This window comes from Microbacterium sp. TNHR37B, from assembly GCF_001620065.1.
GTDB lineage: Bacteria > Actinomycetota > Actinomycetes > Actinomycetales > Microbacteriaceae > Microbacterium.
On the sequence record NZ_LQGV01000003.1, the window covers coordinates 74,246 to 92,138 of the forward strand.

Genomic DNA, 17,893 nt, shown 5'->3' on the forward strand with positions numbered 1-17,893 from the left:
GGCGCTGTGCCGTCTCTTCCGCCGGACACCCTGGCCCGCCCGTCCCCGGCCCCACCGGAGGTACGCCGACAGGCGTCGCCGTGACGGCGGAGGAGGAAGATGGGAGCATGACCCGATTTCTCGTGGTGCCGCAATGGCAGGGATCGCCCGCGGCTCGAGCGATGCTGCTGGCCGAGGGCGCGGAGACAATCGCCGGTGACCTTCCCCGCGCCGGGCGCACTGCTGTCGAGGTCCCCGTGGAGGCAGGCGAGTCGCTGGAGACCGGCATCCGTCGCTTCAGCGCCCTGACACGCGTCCGCGACGCGATGTCCGAGGAGCTCGATGCATCGCCCGAACCCGCCGTCATCGTCGGCGGTGACTGCAGCGTCGCGGTGGCGGCGATCGCCCACGCTGCGGCCCGCCATCCCGGCCTCGCCGTGGTGTGGTTCGACGCTCACGGAGATCTCCACTCTCCCCAGACGAGCTCCTCGGGGGCGTTTGCCGGAATGGCGCTGCGCGCCGTGTTCGAGGAGGGCCCGTGGGGGTCGGCATCGGTGTCGGCGGATCGGGTCGTCCTGGCCGGAGCCCGCGAGTTCGACCCCGCGGAAGCAGACGTGCTGCGCTCCTCGGCCCTCGCTCACGTCCCGGTCGATGCGCTGGCCGAGCCGACGACGATCGCGGACGCGGTGGCGGCCTCGGGGGCCGACGAGGTCTACGTGCACATCGACCTCGATGTGCTCGACCCCGCAGTCCTGGCCGGCGTCTCGCAGGCGATCCCGTTCGGCGCCCGCGGCGAAGACGTCGCCGGCGCGATCCGGGAGCTCCGCCGTCGCTTCCCCCTGGTGGGCTCCTCGATTTCCGGCTTCGCACCCGCGACCCCAGAGGCCGCGGTGGACGACCTCGGCACCATCCTGCGCATCGTCGGGGCTCTCGCATGATCGCCCGCCCCCCGGCCGGATGGCAGGAGAGGGCGCGGGCCGCCGTCGCGAGAGGCGAGCGCGGCGATCGCTGGATCCCGTCGGCGCTGCTGGACTCGCCGATCAGTCGTCTCGGCTACGCGTGGGGCACCGCCGTCGGATGGATCTGGGGCACGCTGTGGTCCACGGGCCGCGTGGAACGCCGACAGGGGCTGTGGGTGTTCCGCGGAATGCCCGCGTGGACCTTCGGACGGGGCGGTGTCTGCGTCGGCGGGTGCTTCCTCACCGGCAGCGGCGTGGTGACCGACGCCGTCTTGCGCCACGAGGCCGTGCATGCACGGCAATGGCGCCGCTACGGGTTCCTGATGCCGCTGCTGTATCTCCTCGCAGGGAGAGACCCTCTGACGAACCGCTTCGAGATCCTCGCCGGGCTCGAAGACGGCAACTACGTTCCGCGAGGAGTCAGTGCGCGGGAGTGAGGCCGAATCGCGGCGGAGTGTGGATGTCGGCGGGGTCGATCGCCCGCACCTCGGTGAGGTGGTCGACGATGTCTGCCGTACCGAGGTAGCCGCCCAGCAGATGCACGTGGGTGGAGTGACCCGGCTCGCACAGCATCTCGTCTGCCCAGGCCGTCACGGCCCGTGCGAGCGCCTGTCCGGGTGCGCACCCCCGGCCGGTGCCCGGGGCGCCGGTGCGCCGCGACCGGTCGAGCCAGGTCACGATCATGCGCGCCGGGACGGGAAGCTCACCCATCCAGCTCTCGTCGGGAACCTCGATGAAGACGCGGCCCGTCGAGCACAGGGGAAGTGTCGCGATGAACGCCTGGAGCTCGGCCAACGAGTGCTCGTCTGCGGTGATCAGCTGCTGGGCGCGCGCGTGCTTGGAGGCGCGGCACGCGCGGGTGCTGTGATCGGTCGCGGGGAGGCTCATGACACCTCCACTATACGTCAATGAAGGCGAGCCTTACCTCAGTCCTCGATGACGAGGATTCGGCGCAGGGCGTGCAGCTCCTCCTCGGAGACACCGTGGTGACGGAGGTAGCCGGCCGCTCCCCCGTAGCGCTGCCGCACGTGATCGAGGAGGCCCCGCATGACCGGTGCCGGGGAGCGGGTCGCGAGCGTCTCCAGGTTCCGCGCCTCGGGGTGGGTGCGGCGGAGGTAGGCCAGGACCATCGCGTTGCGCTCCGCGGGCAGCGCCGCCTCGGTGCGCGCGTAGTCCGCGATCACGTCGTCCTCGGCCACCCCGGCGGCGGCGAGCACCAGCGCGACGCTCACCCCCGTCCGGTCCTTCCCCACACTGCAGTGCACGAGAACCGGGCCGTCGGCGATCACACGGCGGGCGACGCGGACGAGGGCGTCGCCGGAATCGTCCACGATCGTGCGGTACAGGGCGTCGAGGGTGACGTCGGCGCGGAAGAACGAGGCCACCGATCCAGCGAACAACGGCACACGGTCCACCACGACATCCAGGCTGCGCAGGTCGGTGGGCTCGTAGGCCACCTCGGTGTCGTCGCGCAGATCGACGACCGTGCGAATGCGCAGCGCCCTGATCGCCTCGCGCCCCTCTGCGGTGACCCCGGCGAGGTTTCCCGAGCGGAACAGCACACCCGGACGCGTGCGACCGCCCTCCGCGACCAGTCCCCCGGTGTCGCGGAAGTTCAGCGCACCGGGGACGAGGTCCGGGGCCTCACGCATCGCCGGAGCGCGCGCCGCGCGGCGGCACCGGATAGCGTCCCGCGATCGTGAGTCGATTGAACGCGTTGATGGAGATGAGGAGCCAACTGATCGCGACATACTCCTGCTCCGAGAGAATGCCTCCTACGCGGTCGTAGACCTCATCGGGGATGCCGTCCTCGTGGATGAACACGTACCGCTCCGTGAGCTCGAACGCCGCGCGCTCCCGATCCGAGAACACGCCGGAGTCACGCCAGGCCGCCAGCTGCGTGAGCTCGTCGACCGTCACTCCCGCCGCGACGGCACGATCGCCGTGCACGCGCAGACAGTACGCACAGCCGTTGAGCTGAGAGGCATAGAGGAGCGTCAGCTCTTTGAGGCGATCCTCGATCCCGGCCTCGGCGGCGATCGTGCCGACCGTTCGCGCGAAAGTCTCCAGCGCGTCGTAGGCGGGTCGAGCGGAACGCGCGAGGTGGACGCGGCGCTCCGCGGGCGCGTCCGGGAGCGGTTCGTGGGTCATGCGGCCAGCCTATGCCGACGCGCGATGGTCGCGGCGGGCGGCGCCCGGCCGCACGACAGGTCCCGACGACAGAGCACGAACACGACCACCGCGAACACCGCCGCCGAAGTGGCACAATGACCGGATGGACGACGCGTCGGACGAGTTCCGATTCCTTCCCGGCCAGGCCGCCGACCTCGACGTCGAGGTGGTTCCGCCCGTGTCGCGACTCACCTCCACGCTGCCGGACGGCCGCAAGGTGAGCGGCCTGCGATTCGGCGAGGGCCCGCCCGTCGCCGTGTTCCTCCACGGCGGCGGACTCAACGCCCACACGTGGGACACCACGATCCTGGCGACTGGCCTTCCGGCCATCGCCGTCGACCTTCCCGGGCACGGCGACTCGTCGTGGCGGGACGACGAGAACTACACGGGAGCCAGCCTCGCCGAGGACGTCGCGCCAGCGATCCGGGAGTGGACGGGGTCTCCCTTCGTGCTGGTGGGCCATTCCCTGGGCGGACTTACGGCCGCCGCGTTGGCGGCGCACCATCCCGACCTCGTACGCGCGCTGATCGTGGTCGACATCACCCCCGGGATGGACCCCGACGGCGGCGCCGCTCAGATCCGGGCGTTCTTCGCCGGGCCGATCGACTGGGCATCGCGCGAGGAGCTCGTCGAACGCGCGCTCGCGTTCGGGCTCGGAGGCAATCGTGCGGCGGCGGCACGGGGCGTGTTCCTGAACTCCCGCGTGCGCGCGGACGGCAGGGTGGAATGGAAGCACCACTACGCGCGCATCGCGAACCGGCTCGCCGCCGACTCCGCCGCCGCCGACGAGGCGCAGGAGAAGCAGGGCGCGATGCGCGACGCCCTGGCCTCCTCGGGCTGGAAGGACCTCGCCGCGGTCGCCGCGCCTCTCACGCTCGTCCGCGGAGCACGTGGATTCCTGACCGATGCCGACGTGGCCGAGTTCCGGCGGCGGGTTCCGGAGGCGACGGTCATCGAGCTGGACTCGGGTCACAACGTCCACGAACAGATGCCCGCGGCACTGGCCCGGATCATCGTCGACGTCGCGCACGGCGACGACGAGTGACGGCCCCGCGTGACGATTCCGGAACGTTCGTGACGGCCGATGCCCCCGACGCCTGCTGCGGACCCTAGGCTGTTACGCGCACCCGAGTCGGCGGGCGCGCTCTCACGACCTCCAGAAGCCGGAGACGTGAGGCAGACGCGCCGCCCGCCCCTGTGAAAGGAACACCCCCACATGCTCCGCAGATCCGCTCTTCTGGCCGCAGGACTGTTGGCATCCGGCGCGCTGCTGCTCTCCGCGTGCACGAGCAGTCCGACCCCTGCGCCGTCGGCGACCGAGATCACGCCCGACCCGAATGCCGTCGCGAACATCCGGCTCGTTCTGGAGCCGAGCAACCTGGACATCCGCGAGACCGCCGGGGCGGCGCTGGATCAGATCCTCATCGACAACGTCTATCAGGGCTTGGTCGCACGCACTCCCGATCAGAAGATCGTCCCGTCGCTGGCCAGCGAGTTCGAGATCTCTCCCGACCGACTCACCTACACTTTCACGCTGCGGGAAGGCGTGCTCTTCCACAACGGCGACGAGCTGACCCCGGAAGACGTCGTCTGGTCGCTCGAACAGGTCAAGAAGAACGACACCTATCGCGATTCCGCTCGCCTGGCAGCCGTCGAGGACATCCAGGCCGACGGGCAGACGATCACCCTCACGCTCAGCGAACCCGACTCGACGCTGCTGTGGAACCTCACCGGCCGCGCCGGTCTCGTGCTGGAGAAGGGCGACAAGACCGACCGCAAGACGGCAGCCAACGGCACCGGCCCCTTCACGCTCGCGAGCTGGAAGCAGGGCGACAGCATCACGCTGGCCCGCAACGACGACTATTGGGGCACGAAGGCGGGAGTCGCCGAGGTGGTCCTCAGTTACGTCCCCGACACGCAGGCCGCGCTGAGCGGAGCGCTGGCGGGACAGTTCGACGCGCTGACCGGCTTCGATGCCACCCTCACCGACAAGATCGAGGCGAACGGGGACTTCGCCGTGGTCGTCGGCAAGTCGACCGACAAAGGCACCCTCGCCTTCAACTCCACCAAGGCACCCCTCGACGACGTGCGCGTGCGCAAGGCGATCCGTCAGGCGATCGACCACGACGCGATCATCACCGCGCTCGGCGCCGGCCAGACCCAGTACGGCCCCATCCCCGAGCTCGACCCGGGGTACGAGGATCTCTCCGACGTCGCGCCCTTCGATCCGGAGGCGTCGCGCGCGCTGCTCGCCGAGGCGGGCGTGTCCGATCTCACCCTGACGCTCACGATCTACAGCGGCTACGGCACCACGGTTTCCCAGATCCTCGTCTCGAACCTCAACGACGTGGGAATCACGCTGAAGGTCAACCAGGTCGAGTTCCCCACCTGGGTCAACGACGTGTACGTCAACAAGGACTACGACCTGAGCTTCGTCCTGCACACCGAGGCACGCGACTTCGAGAACTGGGCGAACCCCGACTACTACTTCACCTATGACAACCCCGAGGTTCAGCGCCTCTACGCCGAGTCGATCGCCGCGACCGACGACGCCAGCGCTGCCGACCTGCTGAAGCAGGCCGCACGCATCGTGTCGGAGGACCACGCCGCCGACTGGGTCTACAACGGGGCCTCTGTGGTGGCCGTCGGCACCAACATCAGCGGTCTCCCCTCGGTCAACGTCAACGAACGTCTGAACCTCTCCGAGCTGGTCAAGAGCAAGGGGTGATCCGGTACGCGCTGACGCGACTGGCCCTGCTCCTGCTGGGCCTGCTCGTCGCCAGTGCGCTGATCTTCGCGGCATTGCGGGTGCTGCCGGGCGACGTCGCACAGCTGATCGCAGGGATCAACGCGTCGCCCGAACAGATCCAGGCCATTCGGGAGAACCTGGGCCTCGATCAGCCGCTGATCGCCCAGTACGGGTCGTGGCTCGCCGGGATCCTCTCCGGCGACCTCGGCACGTCGCAACTGACGGGAACGCCCGTGATCGACGAGCTCGTCGAGAAGAGCGAGGTCACTCTCCCTCTCGGCGTCTTGGCGATGACGATCGCCCTCGTGATCGCGCTCCCCTTCGGCGTGCTCTCGGCGCTGCGTCGCGGACGCCCCGACGGCACGGCGCTGAACGTCACGGCACAGACCATCGCGGCGGTGCCCGTGGTGTGGGCGGGGATGATGCTCGTCGTGCTCTTCGCCGTGTGGTGGGGCTGGCTTCCCGCGCAGGGCTTCCCCCGCGCCGGCTGGAACGACCCCGTCGCGGCCGTGCGCGCTCTCCTCCTTCCGGCGATCACGATCGGGGTCGTGGAAGGCGCGATGCTCATGCGCTTCGTCCGTTCCGCGACCCTGCAGGCCGTGGGCCAGGACTACGTGCGCACGGCGGCGGCGCAGGGATTCACCCGCACGCGCGCACTGCTTCGCCACGGACTCCCCAACGTCGGCCTGTCGATCATCACGGTGCTCGGCCTTCAGGTGGCGGGGATCATCGTGGGGGCCGTCGTGATCGAGCAGCTGTTCGGACTGCCGGGCATCGGACGCATGCTGGTCGACGACGTGAGCAACCGCGACCTGCCGAAGGTGCAGGGCGAGCTCCTCGTGCTCACGGGTCTCGTGCTCGTGATCGGATTCGTCGTGGACCTCGTCCATCGCGTGCTCGATCCGCGTCTGCGGGAGGCCGAATGATCCGCTTCCTCTGGCTCCGGCGCCTGTGGGCGTCGTCGACGGGTCGCTTCGGCCTGATCGTGGTCGCTGCGATCGGCATCGTCGCGCTCGTCTCGCTCTTCTGGCTCCCCTTCGAGCCGAAACGCGTCGACATCGCCAACCGCTGGGCGATGCCCTCGTGGCCGCACGTCCTCGGCACCGATGGCTCGGGACGCGACATCCTGAGTCTTCTCATGGCCGGCGCTCGTACGACCGTGTGGGTGGCCGCCGGTGCCGGAGTGGTCGCCACGCTTCTGGGGCTCGCTCTGGCGGCCCTCGGCGCGCTCACGGCGCGATGGCTGCGAGAGACGGTCGCCGTGATCGTCGACATCCTCATCGCGTTCCCCGTGCTGCTGATCGCGATGATGATCTCCGCCGTCTGGGGCGGATCCCTGTGGGTCGTGATCGTCTCGGTCGGCATCGGGTTCGGCGTGAACATCGCCCGGGTCACCCGGCCGGAGCTGCGACGCGTCCTTCACAGCGACTTCGTGCTCGCGGGCCGCGCGAACGGCCTCACACCCTTCCAGAACCTCTGGCGGCACCTCCTCCCCAACGTCGCGCCCGTCTTCATCGTGCAGCTCTCCTGGGGGATGGCGGTGGCCGTGCTCGCCGAAGCGGGACTCAGCTACCTCGGTTTCGGAGCACCACCGACCGAGCCGTCCTGGGGACTGCTGCTCAAGGAGCTGCAGGACTACATCTCGGTCCATCCCCTGAGCGTCGTGTGGCCCGGAGCGACGATCACGATCACCGTGCTCGGCCTCAACCTCCTGGGAGATGCCCTCCGCGACGCCACCGATCCCACCCTGACGCGGCGGCGCGCGAGCGGATCCCGCGCCGACGCAGCGCGCGCGGCCGCGGCGCATCAGCCGGGAGTGATCGCATGAGTCTGCAGGTGCGGGGGCTCGAGATCGAGATCGATGGGCGACGCGTCGTCGACGGCGTCTCCTTCGACGTTCCCGACGGCGCGCGCGTCGGCCTCATCGGCGAGTCGGGCTCCGGGAAGTCGCTGACAGCCATGGCCGTGCTGGGGCTTCTCCCCGACGGCGTCACCGCGCGCGGAAGCGTGCGATGGAACGGCCGGGAACTGATCGGGCTCCCCGACCGGGAACTCGCACGCCTCCGGGGCGCGGAGATCGGGATCGTCTTCCAGGAGCCACGCACCGCGCTGAACCCCATCCGCACGGTGGGGCGCCAGATCGCGGAGTCGCTGCGGATCCACGAGGGGCTGGGACGACGAGAGGCGGCGGCACGGGCGGTCGAGGAGGCGACCCGCGTGCGGTTGCCGGATCCGGCGCAGATCGTCCGTCGTTACCCGCACCAGCTCTCCGGCGGCCAGCGCCAGCGGGTCGCGACCGCGATGGCTCTCGCCTGCCGGCCGCGGCTGCTCATCGCCGACGAGCCGACGACAGCCCTCGACGTGACGATCCAGGCCGAGATCCTCGAGCTGTTGGCCTCGCTCGTCGACTCCGACGGGATGTCCCTCGTGTTCATCACGCACGACCTGGCCGTCCTGTCCCGCGTCGCGAGCCACGCCGTCGTCCTCGAGCACGGCCGTGTCGTCGAGCACGGGCCGCTGTCCACGCTGCTGCACCATCCGTCCTCGCCGGTGACCCAGGCCCTGCTGCGCGACGCCACGGCGACGCTCTGGCGCCCGGGAGGTGCGGGATGACCGACACGCTCTTGCGGGCCCGCGGACTGACCCGCCGGTTTCCCACTCCCGGTCGCGCCCCATTCACCCCCGCCCGATGGACGACGGCGCTCGATGACGTCGACGTCGACGTCCGGGACGGAAGCGCGCTCGGCGTGATCGGCGAGTCGGGGTCGGGCAAGTCGACCCTCGTCCGGCTGCTCCTGGGGCTTGACTCCCCCACCGCCGGAACAGTCGAGTTCGACGGGCGGGCCGTGACGGCCGGTGCGCGCGCTCGGTCGCTGCATTGGCTCCGGCGGCAGACCGGGATCGTGTTCCAAGATCCGTACGCGTCGCTGGATCCGCGCATGAGCGTGGGGCGGATCATCGCCGAACCACTGTGGGCGCTCGGCGTGCCCGGCGATCGTCGCGCCCGCGTCCGCGAAGTGCTGACCGCCGTCGGCTTGGAAGCCGAGATGGCCGACCGCTACCCGCACGAGTTCTCCGGCGGACAGCGGCAGCGAATCGCCTTCGCTCGAGCGATCGCGCACCGTCCGCGGTTGCTGATCGGCGACGAGCCGCTGTCCGCGCTCGATGTGACCGTCCGCGCGCAGATCCTGGAGCTCATCCGCGAGCTCCGGAGCACGCAGCATCTGACCCTCGTGCTGGTCTCCCACGACATCGGGGTCGTGCAGAACCTGTGCGATCAGGTCGTCGTCATGAAGGACGGACGGATCGTCGAGGAGGGGCCCACGGAGAAGGTGCTGCTGACCCCGCAGGTCGCCTATACGCGGCACCTCCTGGCCTCCATCCCCACGATCGCTCCCTGAGCGCTGGGGAGAGTCCCGGGAGGACGTCGGAGGCGCGCACTACCCTGACCGTCATGGACGTCCTGCTCGATGACACCGAGGCACCGCACGGCCCGGCCCACGCGATCGTTCCGGCCTACCTTCTGGCGCGGCTCGCCGCGTCCCGCGCCGCGCACCTCAGCGTCGCCTCCGCGGCCGCGCGCGCCACCCTGGCCACTCCTCGCGCCTACCGCCCGTCCCCACCCTCGCGCGCCACTCTCGATCTGTCGGTCGACGGCGCCGGAGGACTCGTGCTCCAGGCCACCCCGGCACCCGACCGCGTCATCTCCGATGCAGGGCGACGGGAAGCGCTTCCGGGGGTCCCCGTGCGCCGCGAGGACGAACCCGCCACGGGAGACCCGGCCGCGGACGAAGCCTTCGACGGCCTGGGCGCGACATTCGCCCTCTTCGCCGAAGAGTACGCGCGCAACGCGATCGACGGCCACGGCGGCGCGCTCCTGGCCACCGTCCACTACGGCGAGCGCTACGACAACGCGTTCTGGAACGGCGAGCGAATGGTCTTCGGTGACGGCGACGGCGAGGTGTTCACGGGCTTCACCCGCTCCCTCAGCGTCATCGCGCACGAGCTCACCCACGGCGTGATCGAAAGCGCGGGCGGCCTGACCTACTCGGGGCAGTCGGGCGCCCTCAACGAGTCGATCGCGGACGTGTTCGGCGCCCTCGTCGACCAGCGGGCTGCCGGACAGCAGGCCGACGAGGCGAGCTGGCTCATCGGGGCGGAGATCTTCACCGACGCGGTTCACGGCGTCGCGCTGCGCTCCCTCAGCGCGCCCGGAACCGCCTACGACGACGACGTGCTCGGCCGCGATCCACAGCCGGCGCACATGCGCGACTACGTCGAGACCACCGCCGACAACGGCGGCGTGCACATCAACTCCGGGATCCCGAACAAGGCCTTCCACGCCGCGGCGACCGCGCTCGGCGGTTACGCGTGGGAGCGGGCGGGACGCATCTGGTACCTCACACTCACATCGGGCTCGTTGACCTCGACGAGCGACTTCGCGGCGTTCGCGCACGCGACGATCACCACCGCCGCGCGAGAGTACGGTGAGAATTCGGAGGAGCACATCGCCGTCCGGTCAGCCTGGACCGGAGTCGGTGTGATCGAGGATGCAGCCATCGCCTGAGACGCCGCCTGTCCCCCCGCCGCACGTGTCCATCGCCGTCGAGCGCACGGGCGGCATCGCCGGGCTGGTGCGTCGTTGGACGGTGGATGGCACCCGCGACCAGGACGACCGATGGGCAGCACTGGTCGCTGCCTGCCCGTGGCCGGACGCGGGCTCCGCCACCTCGGGGATCGCCGTCGGCGCCGACCGCTTCTGCTGGTCGCTCACCGCCATGCAAGACGGAGACACCCGGCACGTCGAGCTGAGCGAGTCCGAGCTCGAGGGCCCGTGGCGCACTCTCGTCGACGCCGTCCGCGCGGCCGATGCGACGCGGTCGCCGTCCTCAGCGGCGGAAGAGTGAGCGCTTCTTCTTCGGGCTGAGATGCTTCTGCAGGTAGATCGTGCCCAGCCAGCGTCCGAACTTGTGTCCGACGCGTCCCATCCGGCCGACCTCCACGAACCCGAGCTTCTCGTGCAGAGCCACGGACGCTTCCGCCCCCTTGTCGCTGATGACGGCGACCATCTCGCGAATCCCCAACTCCTCGCACGCCGCGATCAGCGCCTCCAGCAGCGCGCGTCCGAGCCCCTTGCCCGTGGCAGCCTGACCGAGGTAGACCGAGTTCTCCACGGTATAGCGATACCCCGACTTTCCCGTCCACGGAGAGACGAGCGCGTAGCCGAGGATCTGGCCGCCGGGCGAGACCGCCACGAGGAAGGGAAGGCCGAGTTTGTGCAGGTAGTCGAACTTCTCGACCCACTGCGCGTGCGACCACCGCTTCTCGTCGAAGGTGACGACCGAGTTGGTCACGTAGTAGTTGTAGATCTCGCGCACATCGGCCATGTCGGTGCGCTGCGCCGGGCGGATCTCGAATGAAAAGGGGCGCTCGGGTTCGGCGGCACGATGCAGGTGCCGCGGCAGCCGACGGCGACCGGTCTCGTACTCCTCCTCCAGCATGCCGACAGCCTACGGGCGGCGGATGACGATCATGTGTCGCGCGCCGGGATCGCCCAGTCCACGGGCGAAACCCCCCGCTGCTCGAGGAGCGTGTTGGCGCGCGAGAACGGCCGAGAGCCGAAGAAGCCGCGGTGCGCCGACAGCGGTGAGGGATGGGCCGACGCGATCACGGGCGTCTCACCGAGGAGAGGACGCAGCCCCGCGGCGTCGCGCCCCCAGAGGATCGCGACGAGGGGGACGCCTCGTGCCACCAGGACACGGATGGCGTGCTCGGTCACCTTCTCCCATCCCCAGCCGCGGTGCGAGGCCGGTGCTCCGGGCGTCACCGTGAGCACTCTGTTCAGGAGCATCACGCCCTGGTCGCTCCACGCGGAGAGGTCACCGTGCGCGGCACGCGGGATCCCGAGGTCGGTCTCCAGCTCCTGATAGATGTTGGCGAGACTGCGCGGCAGAGGGCGGACATGAGCGTCGACGGCGAACGACAGGCCGATCGGATGACCCGGCGTCGGGTAGGGGTCCTGCCCGACGATCAGTACCTTGACGTCGCGCAACGGCCGGCCGAAGGCCCGGAGCACGCGGTCGCCGGCCGGCAGGTAGCCGCGGCCCGCCGCCGTCTCTGCGCGCAGTCTCTCGCCGAGCGCGGCGATGTCGGGGGCGACGGGAGCCAGGGCGTCCGCCCATTCCGGGTCGATCAGTCCGTCGGCGGCGAGCTGGTCGAGCGTCCGGGCCATCATGCGCTCCGCTCGCGCCCGGCGTCCTCCTCGACCACAGTGCCCTGGGCCGACCAAGGGAAGTCGATCCACTGCGCCGTCTCGCGCCACGAGTAGTCGGGGAGGGCCACCGCGCCGGGCTTGGTGTAGATGCAGACCGATCGCACGTCGGCTCCGACGTCGGCCAGAAGCTTCACGGCGAGCGCGAGAGTGCGCCCGCTGTCGGCCACATCGTCCACGAGCAGGACACGCTTTCCGGGCAGATAGCCGAGGTCGAGGTCCGGCGGCAAGACCTCGGGAGCATCGCGCACCGTGCCGATGCCGGTGTAGAACTCCACGTTCAGAGCACCGCAGCTCTTGACCCCGAGTCCGTAGGCCACCGCCCCCGCAGGCAGCAGGCCCCCGCGAGCGATCGCCACGACCACGTCGGGCGCGAACCCGTCCGCCACGATGCGCCGCGACAACGCACGGGTTGCCGCACCGAACCCTTCCCACGTCAGCGTCTCGCGCTCCTGCGTCACTGTCGTCCTCCTCGCCTCCGTGCCAGCCTACGGCCGGAGAGGGGGCGCCGATTCCCCGGGGCGTCGGACAGAGGCCCCGCCGGAGGACGGTCCTAGACTGACGCCGTGCCCACCCCTCGTGACCTCGGCGGCCTCGCCCCGTCCTCGCGTCTGTCCGCTCTCCGAACATCCACGATGGGGATCACCGCCGGGCTGATCGGCTGGTTCATCCTCGTCGAGATCGTCTCCGGCATCCTGCAGGGGTACTACGTCCCCCTGTTCAGCGACATCGTCGTCGCTCTCGGCGTCCACGACTCCGACGTCAACTGGTTCGAGGCGGCGCAGCTCCTCCTGTCGGCACTGGTGGTGCCGATCCTCGCCAAGCTCGGCGACATGTACGGCCACAAGCGGATCCTGCTGATCGCCGCCATCCTGACGGCGGGGGCCACCTGGTGGGTGGCCTTCGCCGGGTCGTTCTGGTCCTTCCTCATCGCCTGGGCACTCCAGGGCTTCTACGTCGTCTGGCTGCCGCTGGAGATCGCGCTCATCTTCGAACGCGGACGCACGCAGAACCGCGGAGTGTCCCTCACCCGCCGCGCGGCGGGCCTCCTCGTCGTGGGCCTCCAGGCCGGGGCCATCATCGGCGCGCTCGCGGCCGGACGGATCTACGCCGCCACCGGCGGCGACCTCACCCTGACCCTCATCGTCCCGGCGGTGGCGGTGAGCGTGATCGTCGTCGTGATCTGGCTCTGGGTGCCGGAGTCCACGCCCCAGCCGGGTCGGTCGCTGGACACCTGGGGATTCGTGATCCTCGCATGGGGGCTGCTGCTGGTCACCAGCGCCCTGGCGTGGATGCGGCTGATCGGAAAGCTGGGCCTGGGCCCCCTCGCCTGGACGGGGGTCTGGGCGCTCCTCCTCCTCGGAGTCGCCGTGCTCGTCGGCTTCGTCTTCTTCGAACGGCGCCAGGACGATCCTGCGATCGACCTCCGGGTCGTCGCGCGGCCGGAGATGTGGCCTGTGCAGGCGACGGCATTCCTCATCGGCATCAGTCTCCTCGGAGCGCAAGGGCCACTGTCGACGTATGTGGGCACCGACCCGTCGCTCGGCTACGGACTGGGGCTGGACGCGACCGAGCGCTCGAACGTCATCGGCATCTACCTCGTGTCGCTCATCATCGGCGCCGTGCTGTTCGCGGTGACCTCACGCCGCGCGAGCCCGCGCGTTGTCCTCATCGTCGCTGCGGTGCTCGTGGGTCTCGGCTACGCGCTGTTCCTCCCCTTCCACCTGCAGCTCTGGCAGGTGCTGTTGAACCTGTCGATCGCGGGCCTCGGGTGCGGTGCGCTCGTGGGCGCGATGCCCGCCGCAGCCGCCGCGGCCGCTCCGCGGGGCCAGACGGGCGTGGCCTCGGCCCTCACCAACACGACCAAGACGGTCGGCGGCGCGTTCTCCTCCGCCGTCTTCGGCGTCGTGCTGGCCGGAGGGGCGGGAGTCGTCGCGAGCGAGACAGCCGCCTCCCTCGGCGGATACCTCACGGTCTGGGCGATCTGCGCGGCAGGAGGATTCCTCGCCGCGCTCCTGCTCCTGTTCGTGCCGAAAGTCGCCTTCGCCGACGCGCCCGAAGCCGTCGGCTGATCGCAGGGCCTCCGGAGACGATCAGCGGCGAGGGCGCAGCGCGCCACGAGCGAGCAGGTGCTGCGCCGACTGAGCGACGGGACGCATGGTCACCAGGTCAAGGTTCACGTGGCCCGGCGCGTTCAGGGCGTACGCGATGACGTCGGCGACATCTGCCGCCGTCAGCGGGTCGGCGACCCCCTCGTAGACCTTCTCGGCGGCCGCCTGGTCGCCGCCGAGTCGATGGAGCGTGAACTCCTCCGTGAAGACCATGCCCGGCGCGATCTCGGTGACCCGGATCGGCTCTCCATTGAGCTCGAGTCGCAGGGCCCGGACGAGCATGGACTCCCCCGCCTTCGCGGCGTTGTAGCCGGCTCCTCCGGGATACGCCGTCTGGGCGGCCGTGGAGGTGACGTAGAGGGTGTCGGCGTGGCCGCCGTCTGCGATCGCCGCGCGAAGATGCGGCAGGAGGGCGGCGGTCACCGCCTGAGCCGACAGGACGTTCGCCTCGAACATCCACCGCCAGTCGGCCGGGTCGCCGTCCTCGACACGGTCGGTTCCGCGCGCGCCGCCCGCGACGTGCACGAGCGCGTGCAGCGGACCGGTGTCGGAGATGTGGGCGGCGAGCGCATCGACGTCGGCCTGCGCGGTGAGGTCCGCCGCGAACGAGCGCGATCCCACGGCGGAGTCGAGGTCGGCCAGCCTGTCCGCGCGGCGCGCCACCCCGACGACGTCCCATCCGCAGCTCCGCAGGGAGTGGACCACCGCCTGCCCGATTCCCGAACTCGCCCCGGTGACCACTGCGCGTCGCGTCATCCCCCCACGCTACGACACGAGGCCTCCTCCGCCGGGACGGCGAACGTTACGTCACATTTCCGGCCCGTTGTTGACAGAGAGGGACATCCCTACTCTCGGTGGAGTCGAAGAACGCATCCGCCCTTCGTCTTCCCACCCGAATCCGCAGGAGACCGACATGTCCGCAGCCGAGAACTGGCGCTTCGAGACCAAGCAGATCCACACCGGCGCCGCGCCCGATCCGGTCACGAAGGCCCGGGCCACACCGATCTACCAGACCACGTCGTACGTCTTCGACAACGCCGACCACGCTGCGAATCTCTTCGCGCTCGCGGAGTTCGGCAACATCTACACGCGCATCCAGAACCCGACGCAAGACGTCGTGGAGCAGCGGATCGCCGCCCTCGAAGGCGGCACCGGCGCGCTCCTGGTGGCCTCGGGTCAGGCCGCGGAGACCTTCGCGGTCCTCAACATCGCCCAGGCGGGCGACCACATCGTCTCGTCGAGCTCGATCTACGGCGGCACCTACAACCTCTTCAAGTACACCCTCGCCAAGCTCGGCATCGAGGTCACCTTCGTCGAGAACCAGGACGACGCCGAGGAATGGCGCCGCGCGGTCCGTCCGAACACCAAGCTGTTCTTCGCGGAGACCATCGGAAACCCCAAGATCAACATCCTCGACATCCGCACCGTCGCCGACGTGGCACACGAGTCGGGCGTCCCGCTCATCGTCGACAACACGATCGCGACCCCGTATCTCATCCGCCCGTTCGAGCACGGCGCCGACATCGTCATCCACTCGGCCACCAAGTTCCTCGGCGGTCACGGCACCGTCATCGGCGGCGTGATCGTCGACGGCGGAAAGTTCGAGTGGTCGAAGAACGTCGAGAAGTTCCCCGGCCTCACCGAGCCCGACCCCTCCTACCACGGCGCCTCGTACACCACGGCCGTCGGCGACGCCCTCGCCTACATCATCAAGGCGCGCGTCCAGCTGCTGCGCGACCTCGGTGCGGCGATCTCGCCGCAGAGCGCCTGGCTGCTGATCCAGGGAATTGAGACGCTGTCGCTGCGCATCGAGCGTCACGTGCAGAACGCGCAGGAGATCGCGGAGTGGCTCGAGAACCACGACGACATCGCGTCGGTCAACTACTCGGGCCTGCCCACCTCGCCGTGGTACGCGGCGGCGAACACCTACGCCCCCAAGGGCGTCGGAGCGGTCCTCTCGTTCGAGCTGAAGGGTGGCGTGGAAGCCGGCCGCGAGTTCGTCAACTCGCTGTCGCTGTTCAGCCACCTCGCCAACATCGGTGACGTGCGCTCGCTCGTGATCCACCCCGCTTCGACGACCCACTCGCAGCTCACGCCCGAGCAGCAGCTCACCACGGGGGTGACGCCGGGTCTCGTCCGGCTCTCGGTCGGCCTCGAGAACGTCGACGACCTGAAGGCCGACCTGGAGCAGGCCCTCGCTGCGGCGCGGCGCGTGTCCGAGGCGGCACGTGCCTGATCGGCCGTCCCGCGTCTGATCGTTCCTCCTCAGAACACGGCAGGTGCCCCGTCCTCCGGGACGGGGCACCTGCCGTTTCCCCCTCCAACCGTGCCGGAAGCAGGCTGGACGGGTGATGCGGGCCACGGTCTCCCGGCGGAGACCGATCGGGCCTGCTTTCGGTACGTAACACGACGGATCCCCCCCGCCGCGACGGGCGAGAATGGGGGCATGGACTGGCAGACCTCCGAAGACACGGTGCCGAGCGCGCCGATCACGGAGGCCGATGCGCGCCTGCTCCGGGCCCGGCCGCCGGCCACTGGCGCCTGGCGCGACGGGGATCCGGCCGGCGACCGCCGGTTCGCGTCCCTCGGCAGCTTCCGCACCGAGGGGGGCCGGGAGCTTCCCAGCATCCGTCTCGCCTACGAGACCTGGGGCACGCTGTCGCCGCAGCGGGACAACGCCGTGCTGGTCCTCCACGCCCTCACCGGCGACAGCCACGTGCGGGGTCCGGCGGGACCGGGTCACGCCACGGCGGGATGGTGGGAGGACATCATCGGCCCCGGCTCCGCGATCGACACCGACGAGTGGTTCGTGGTCGCCGCCAATATCCTCGGCGGCTGCCAGGGCTCGACGGGCCCCGCGAGCATCGCCCCCGACGGGTACGAATGGGGGCCCCGCTTCCCCCATCTGACGGTGCGCGACCAGGTCGAGGCGCAGGCGCGCCTCGCCGACGCGCTCGGCATCCAGGTGTGGGCTGCGGTGGTCGGCGGCTCGATGGGCGGGATGCACGCTCTGGAGTGGGCGATCGGTCACGCCGATCGGGTCGATCGACTCGCGGTGCTGTGCTCTCCCCCCACGACAACGGCCGATCAGGTCGCGCTCAACTCGGTGCAGCTGGAGGCGATCCGGATGGATCCGCGCTTCGCGGGCGGGGAGTACTACGACGCGGCGGACGGCGAGGGTCCGCACCGCGGACTCGCCCTGGCCCGGCGGATGGCGCTCCTGAATTACCGGAGCCCCACGGAGCTGAACCAGCGGTTCGGCCGGAGCTGGCAATCGGACAAGGACCCGCTGCGCGAGGGCGGACGCTACGCCGTGGAGAGCTACCTCGATTTCCACGGCAACAAGTTCACGCGGCGCTTCGACGCCAACGCATACCTGACCTTGGTGGAGGCGATGAACTCGCACGACGTCGGTCGGGGACGCGGAGGGATCGAGGACGCCCTCGCGCAGGTCACCGCCCGCACGCTCGTGCTCGGGATCGACAGCGACCGCCTCTTCCCGGTCGACGGCCAGCGACGCATCAGCCGCGGGATCCGCTCGACCATCGACGACGACACGGTCGTCCTGTCCAGCGACTTCGGCCACGACGGGTTCCTCATCGAGACCGAGGCCGTCGGCCACCACCTCCGCCGGCTGCTCGAGGGGTGAGGA

General features: G+C 70.2%; 20 protein-coding genes. 13 read left to right on the plus strand and 7 right to left on the minus strand.

Translation table 11 applies throughout. From position 1 onward, the window contains the following. Positions 1 to 107: 107 nt before the first annotated feature. On the plus strand, positions 108 to 917 hold the full coding sequence (locus tag AVP41_RS08665) for an arginase family protein (RefSeq protein ID WP_067163353.1): 810 nt from the start codon (positions 108 to 110) through the stop codon (positions 915 to 917). Continuing rightward, positions 914 to 1,375, plus strand: coding sequence for a Fe-S oxidoreductase (locus tag AVP41_RS08670; RefSeq protein ID WP_067163356.1), 462 nt, complete (start codon positions 914 to 916; stop codon positions 1,373 to 1,375). The genes AVP41_RS08665 and AVP41_RS08670 overlap by 4 nt, the downstream gene beginning before the upstream one ends. On the opposite strand, the gene AVP41_RS08675 is transcribed toward AVP41_RS08670, so the two are convergent. Genes AVP41_RS08675 through AVP41_RS08685 form a run of 3 tightly spaced genes read right to left on the minus strand, consistent with a single transcriptional unit; the run spans position 1,359 to position 3,089 of the window. Continuing rightward, positions 1,359 to 1,826: an SIP domain-containing protein gene (locus tag AVP41_RS08675; protein WP_067163358.1), complete on the minus strand. Its 468-nt coding sequence runs from the start codon at positions 1,824 to 1,826 to the stop codon at positions 1,359 to 1,361. The two genes, AVP41_RS08670 and AVP41_RS08675, sit on opposite strands and share 17 nt — an antisense overlap. Before the next feature lie 38 nt (positions 1,827 to 1,864). Further along, positions 1,865 to 2,590 (minus strand): tyrosine-protein phosphatase, encoded by a 726-nt coding sequence (locus AVP41_RS08680; RefSeq protein ID WP_067163360.1) that lies wholly within the window; start codon positions 2,588 to 2,590, stop codon positions 1,865 to 1,867. Continuing rightward, the gene (locus tag AVP41_RS08685; protein WP_067163362.1) at positions 2,583 to 3,089 is read right to left on the minus strand and encodes a carboxymuconolactone decarboxylase family protein; all 507 of its coding nucleotides are present in this window, start codon (positions 3,087 to 3,089) and stop codon (positions 2,583 to 2,585) included. Before AVP41_RS08685 ends, AVP41_RS08680 begins: the two co-directional genes overlap by 8 nt. Before the next feature lie 124 nt (positions 3,090 to 3,213). Here AVP41_RS08685 and AVP41_RS08690 point away from each other — a divergent pair, with 124 nt between their 5' ends. The 8 genes from AVP41_RS08690 (at position 3,214) to AVP41_RS08725 (ending at position 10,766) form a co-directional block, all read left to right on the plus strand. Continuing rightward, positions 3,214 to 4,155 carry an alpha/beta fold hydrolase gene (locus AVP41_RS08690; RefSeq protein WP_067163364.1) on the plus strand — a complete coding sequence of 314 codons (942 nt, stop codon included), beginning with the start codon at positions 3,214 to 3,216 and terminating at the stop codon, positions 4,153 to 4,155. 171 nt (positions 4,156 to 4,326) lie between these two features. After that, positions 4,327 to 5,838: an ABC transporter substrate-binding protein gene (locus tag AVP41_RS08695; protein ID WP_067163367.1), complete on the plus strand. Its 1,512-nt coding sequence runs from the start codon at positions 4,327 to 4,329 to the stop codon at positions 5,836 to 5,838. Beyond that, the gene (locus AVP41_RS08700; protein WP_067163369.1) at positions 5,835 to 6,785 is read left to right on the plus strand and encodes an ABC transporter permease; all 951 of its coding nucleotides are present in this window, start codon (positions 5,835 to 5,837) and stop codon (positions 6,783 to 6,785) included. Before AVP41_RS08695 ends, AVP41_RS08700 begins: the two co-directional genes overlap by 4 nt. Continuing rightward, a complete protein-coding gene (locus AVP41_RS08705; protein ID WP_067163372.1) occupies positions 6,782 to 7,687 on the plus strand; it encodes an ABC transporter permease in 906 nt (301 codons plus the stop codon). The genes AVP41_RS08700 and AVP41_RS08705 overlap by 4 nt, the downstream gene beginning before the upstream one ends. Then, positions 7,684 to 8,472: an ATP-binding cassette domain-containing protein gene (locus AVP41_RS08710; RefSeq protein WP_067163374.1), complete on the plus strand. Its 789-nt coding sequence runs from the start codon at positions 7,684 to 7,686 to the stop codon at positions 8,470 to 8,472. Before AVP41_RS08705 ends, AVP41_RS08710 begins: the two co-directional genes overlap by 4 nt. Further along, a complete protein-coding gene (locus AVP41_RS08715; protein ID WP_082829123.1) occupies positions 8,469 to 9,260 on the plus strand; it encodes an ABC transporter ATP-binding protein in 792 nt (263 codons plus the stop codon). Before AVP41_RS08710 ends, AVP41_RS08715 begins: the two co-directional genes overlap by 4 nt. A 53-nt stretch (positions 9,261 to 9,313) precedes the next feature. Continuing rightward, positions 9,314 to 10,426, plus strand: coding sequence for a M4 family metallopeptidase (locus tag AVP41_RS08720; RefSeq protein ID WP_067163376.1), 1,113 nt, complete (start codon positions 9,314 to 9,316; stop codon positions 10,424 to 10,426). A 25-nt stretch (positions 10,427 to 10,451) separates the two neighbouring features. Continuing rightward, positions 10,452 to 10,766, plus strand: a complete 315-nt coding sequence (locus tag AVP41_RS08725; RefSeq protein WP_067163379.1) for a protealysin inhibitor emfourin — start codon at positions 10,452 to 10,454, stop codon at positions 10,764 to 10,766. Here AVP41_RS08725 and AVP41_RS08730 read toward each other — a convergent pair. From AVP41_RS08730 to AVP41_RS08740, 3 genes are read right to left on the minus strand one after another with little or no spacing between them, the layout of a single operon-like run. Then, positions 10,749 to 11,360 (minus strand): GNAT family N-acetyltransferase, encoded by a 612-nt coding sequence (locus AVP41_RS08730; RefSeq protein WP_067163381.1) that lies wholly within the window; start codon positions 11,358 to 11,360, stop codon positions 10,749 to 10,751. The two genes, AVP41_RS08725 and AVP41_RS08730, sit on opposite strands and share 18 nt — an antisense overlap. A gap of 29 nt (positions 11,361 to 11,389) precedes the next feature. Further along, positions 11,390 to 12,091 carry a uracil-DNA glycosylase gene (locus AVP41_RS08735; RefSeq protein ID WP_082829124.1) on the minus strand — a complete coding sequence of 234 codons (702 nt, stop codon included), beginning with the start codon at positions 12,089 to 12,091 and terminating at the stop codon, positions 11,390 to 11,392. Further along, positions 12,091 to 12,591, minus strand: coding sequence for a phosphoribosyltransferase (locus tag AVP41_RS08740; RefSeq protein WP_067163386.1), 501 nt, complete (start codon positions 12,589 to 12,591; stop codon positions 12,091 to 12,093). Before AVP41_RS08740 ends, AVP41_RS08735 begins: the two co-directional genes overlap by 1 nt. Positions 12,592 to 12,765: 174 nt before the next feature. Here AVP41_RS08740 and AVP41_RS08745 point away from each other — a divergent pair, with 174 nt between their 5' ends. Next, entirely contained in the window at positions 12,766 to 14,202 is a 1,437-nt protein-coding gene (locus AVP41_RS08745) for an MFS transporter (protein ID WP_067165723.1), read from the plus strand. Positions 14,203 to 14,223: 21 nt separating this feature from the next. On the opposite strand, the gene AVP41_RS08750 is transcribed toward AVP41_RS08745, so the two are convergent. Next, a complete protein-coding gene (locus AVP41_RS08750) occupies positions 14,224 to 14,997 on the minus strand; it encodes an SDR family oxidoreductase (protein WP_197464302.1) in 774 nt (257 codons plus the stop codon). A gap of 157 nt (positions 14,998 to 15,154) precedes the next feature. On the opposite strand from AVP41_RS08750, the gene AVP41_RS08755 reads away from it, so the two are divergent. Continuing rightward, entirely contained in the window at positions 15,155 to 16,477 is a 1,323-nt protein-coding gene (locus AVP41_RS08755) for a bifunctional o-acetylhomoserine/o-acetylserine sulfhydrylase (protein WP_067163389.1), read from the plus strand. Positions 16,478 to 16,687: 210 nt separating this feature from the next. After that, positions 16,688 to 17,890, plus strand: coding sequence for a homoserine O-acetyltransferase MetX (metX, locus tag AVP41_RS08760; protein WP_067163392.1), 1,203 nt, complete (start codon positions 16,688 to 16,690; stop codon positions 17,888 to 17,890). The last annotated feature ends 3 nt before the right edge of the window (positions 17,891 to 17,893 follow it).

Bases quoted from the DNA above. Each gene is read 5' to 3' on its own strand.
- AVP41_RS08665 (WP_067163353.1), top strand. From the start codon at position 108: ATGACCCGATTTCTCGTGGTGCCGCAATGGCAGGGATCGCCCGCGGCT.
- AVP41_RS08670 (WP_067163356.1), top strand. From the start codon at position 914: ATGATCGCCCGCCCCCCGGCCGGATGGCAGGAGAGGGCGCGGGCCGCC.
- AVP41_RS08675 (WP_067163358.1), bottom strand. From the start codon at position 1,826: ATGAGCCTCCCCGCGACCGATCACAGCACCCGCGCGTGCCGCGCCTCC.
- AVP41_RS08680 (WP_067163360.1), bottom strand. From the start codon at position 2,590: ATGCGTGAGGCCCCGGACCTCGTCCCCGGTGCGCTGAACTTCCGCGAC.
- AVP41_RS08685 (WP_067163362.1), bottom strand. From the start codon at position 3,089: ATGACCCACGAACCGCTCCCGGACGCGCCCGCGGAGCGCCGCGTCCAC.
- AVP41_RS08690 (WP_067163364.1), top strand. From the start codon at position 3,214: ATGGACGACGCGTCGGACGAGTTCCGATTCCTTCCCGGCCAGGCCGCC.
- AVP41_RS08695 (WP_067163367.1), top strand. From the start codon at position 4,327: ATGCTCCGCAGATCCGCTCTTCTGGCCGCAGGACTGTTGGCATCCGGC.
- AVP41_RS08705 (WP_067163372.1), top strand. From the start codon at position 6,782: ATGATCCGCTTCCTCTGGCTCCGGCGCCTGTGGGCGTCGTCGACGGGT.
- AVP41_RS08710 (WP_067163374.1), top strand. From the start codon at position 7,684: ATGAGTCTGCAGGTGCGGGGGCTCGAGATCGAGATCGATGGGCGACGC.
- AVP41_RS08715 (WP_082829123.1), top strand. From the start codon at position 8,469: ATGACCGACACGCTCTTGCGGGCCCGCGGACTGACCCGCCGGTTTCCC.
- AVP41_RS08720 (WP_067163376.1), top strand. From the start codon at position 9,314: ATGGACGTCCTGCTCGATGACACCGAGGCACCGCACGGCCCGGCCCAC.
- AVP41_RS08730 (WP_067163381.1), bottom strand. From the start codon at position 11,360: ATGCTGGAGGAGGAGTACGAGACCGGTCGCCGTCGGCTGCCGCGGCAC.
- AVP41_RS08735 (WP_082829124.1), bottom strand. From the start codon at position 12,091: ATGGCCCGGACGCTCGACCAGCTCGCCGCCGACGGACTGATCGACCCG.
- AVP41_RS08745 (WP_067165723.1), top strand. From the start codon at position 12,766: ATGGGGATCACCGCCGGGCTGATCGGCTGGTTCATCCTCGTCGAGATC.
- AVP41_RS08750 (WP_197464302.1), bottom strand. From the start codon at position 14,997: ATGACGCGACGCGCAGTGGTCACCGGGGCGAGTTCGGGAATCGGGCAG.
- AVP41_RS08755 (WP_067163389.1), top strand. From the start codon at position 15,155: ATGTCCGCAGCCGAGAACTGGCGCTTCGAGACCAAGCAGATCCACACC.
- metX (WP_067163392.1), top strand. From the start codon at position 16,688: ATGGACTGGCAGACCTCCGAAGACACGGTGCCGAGCGCGCCGATCACG.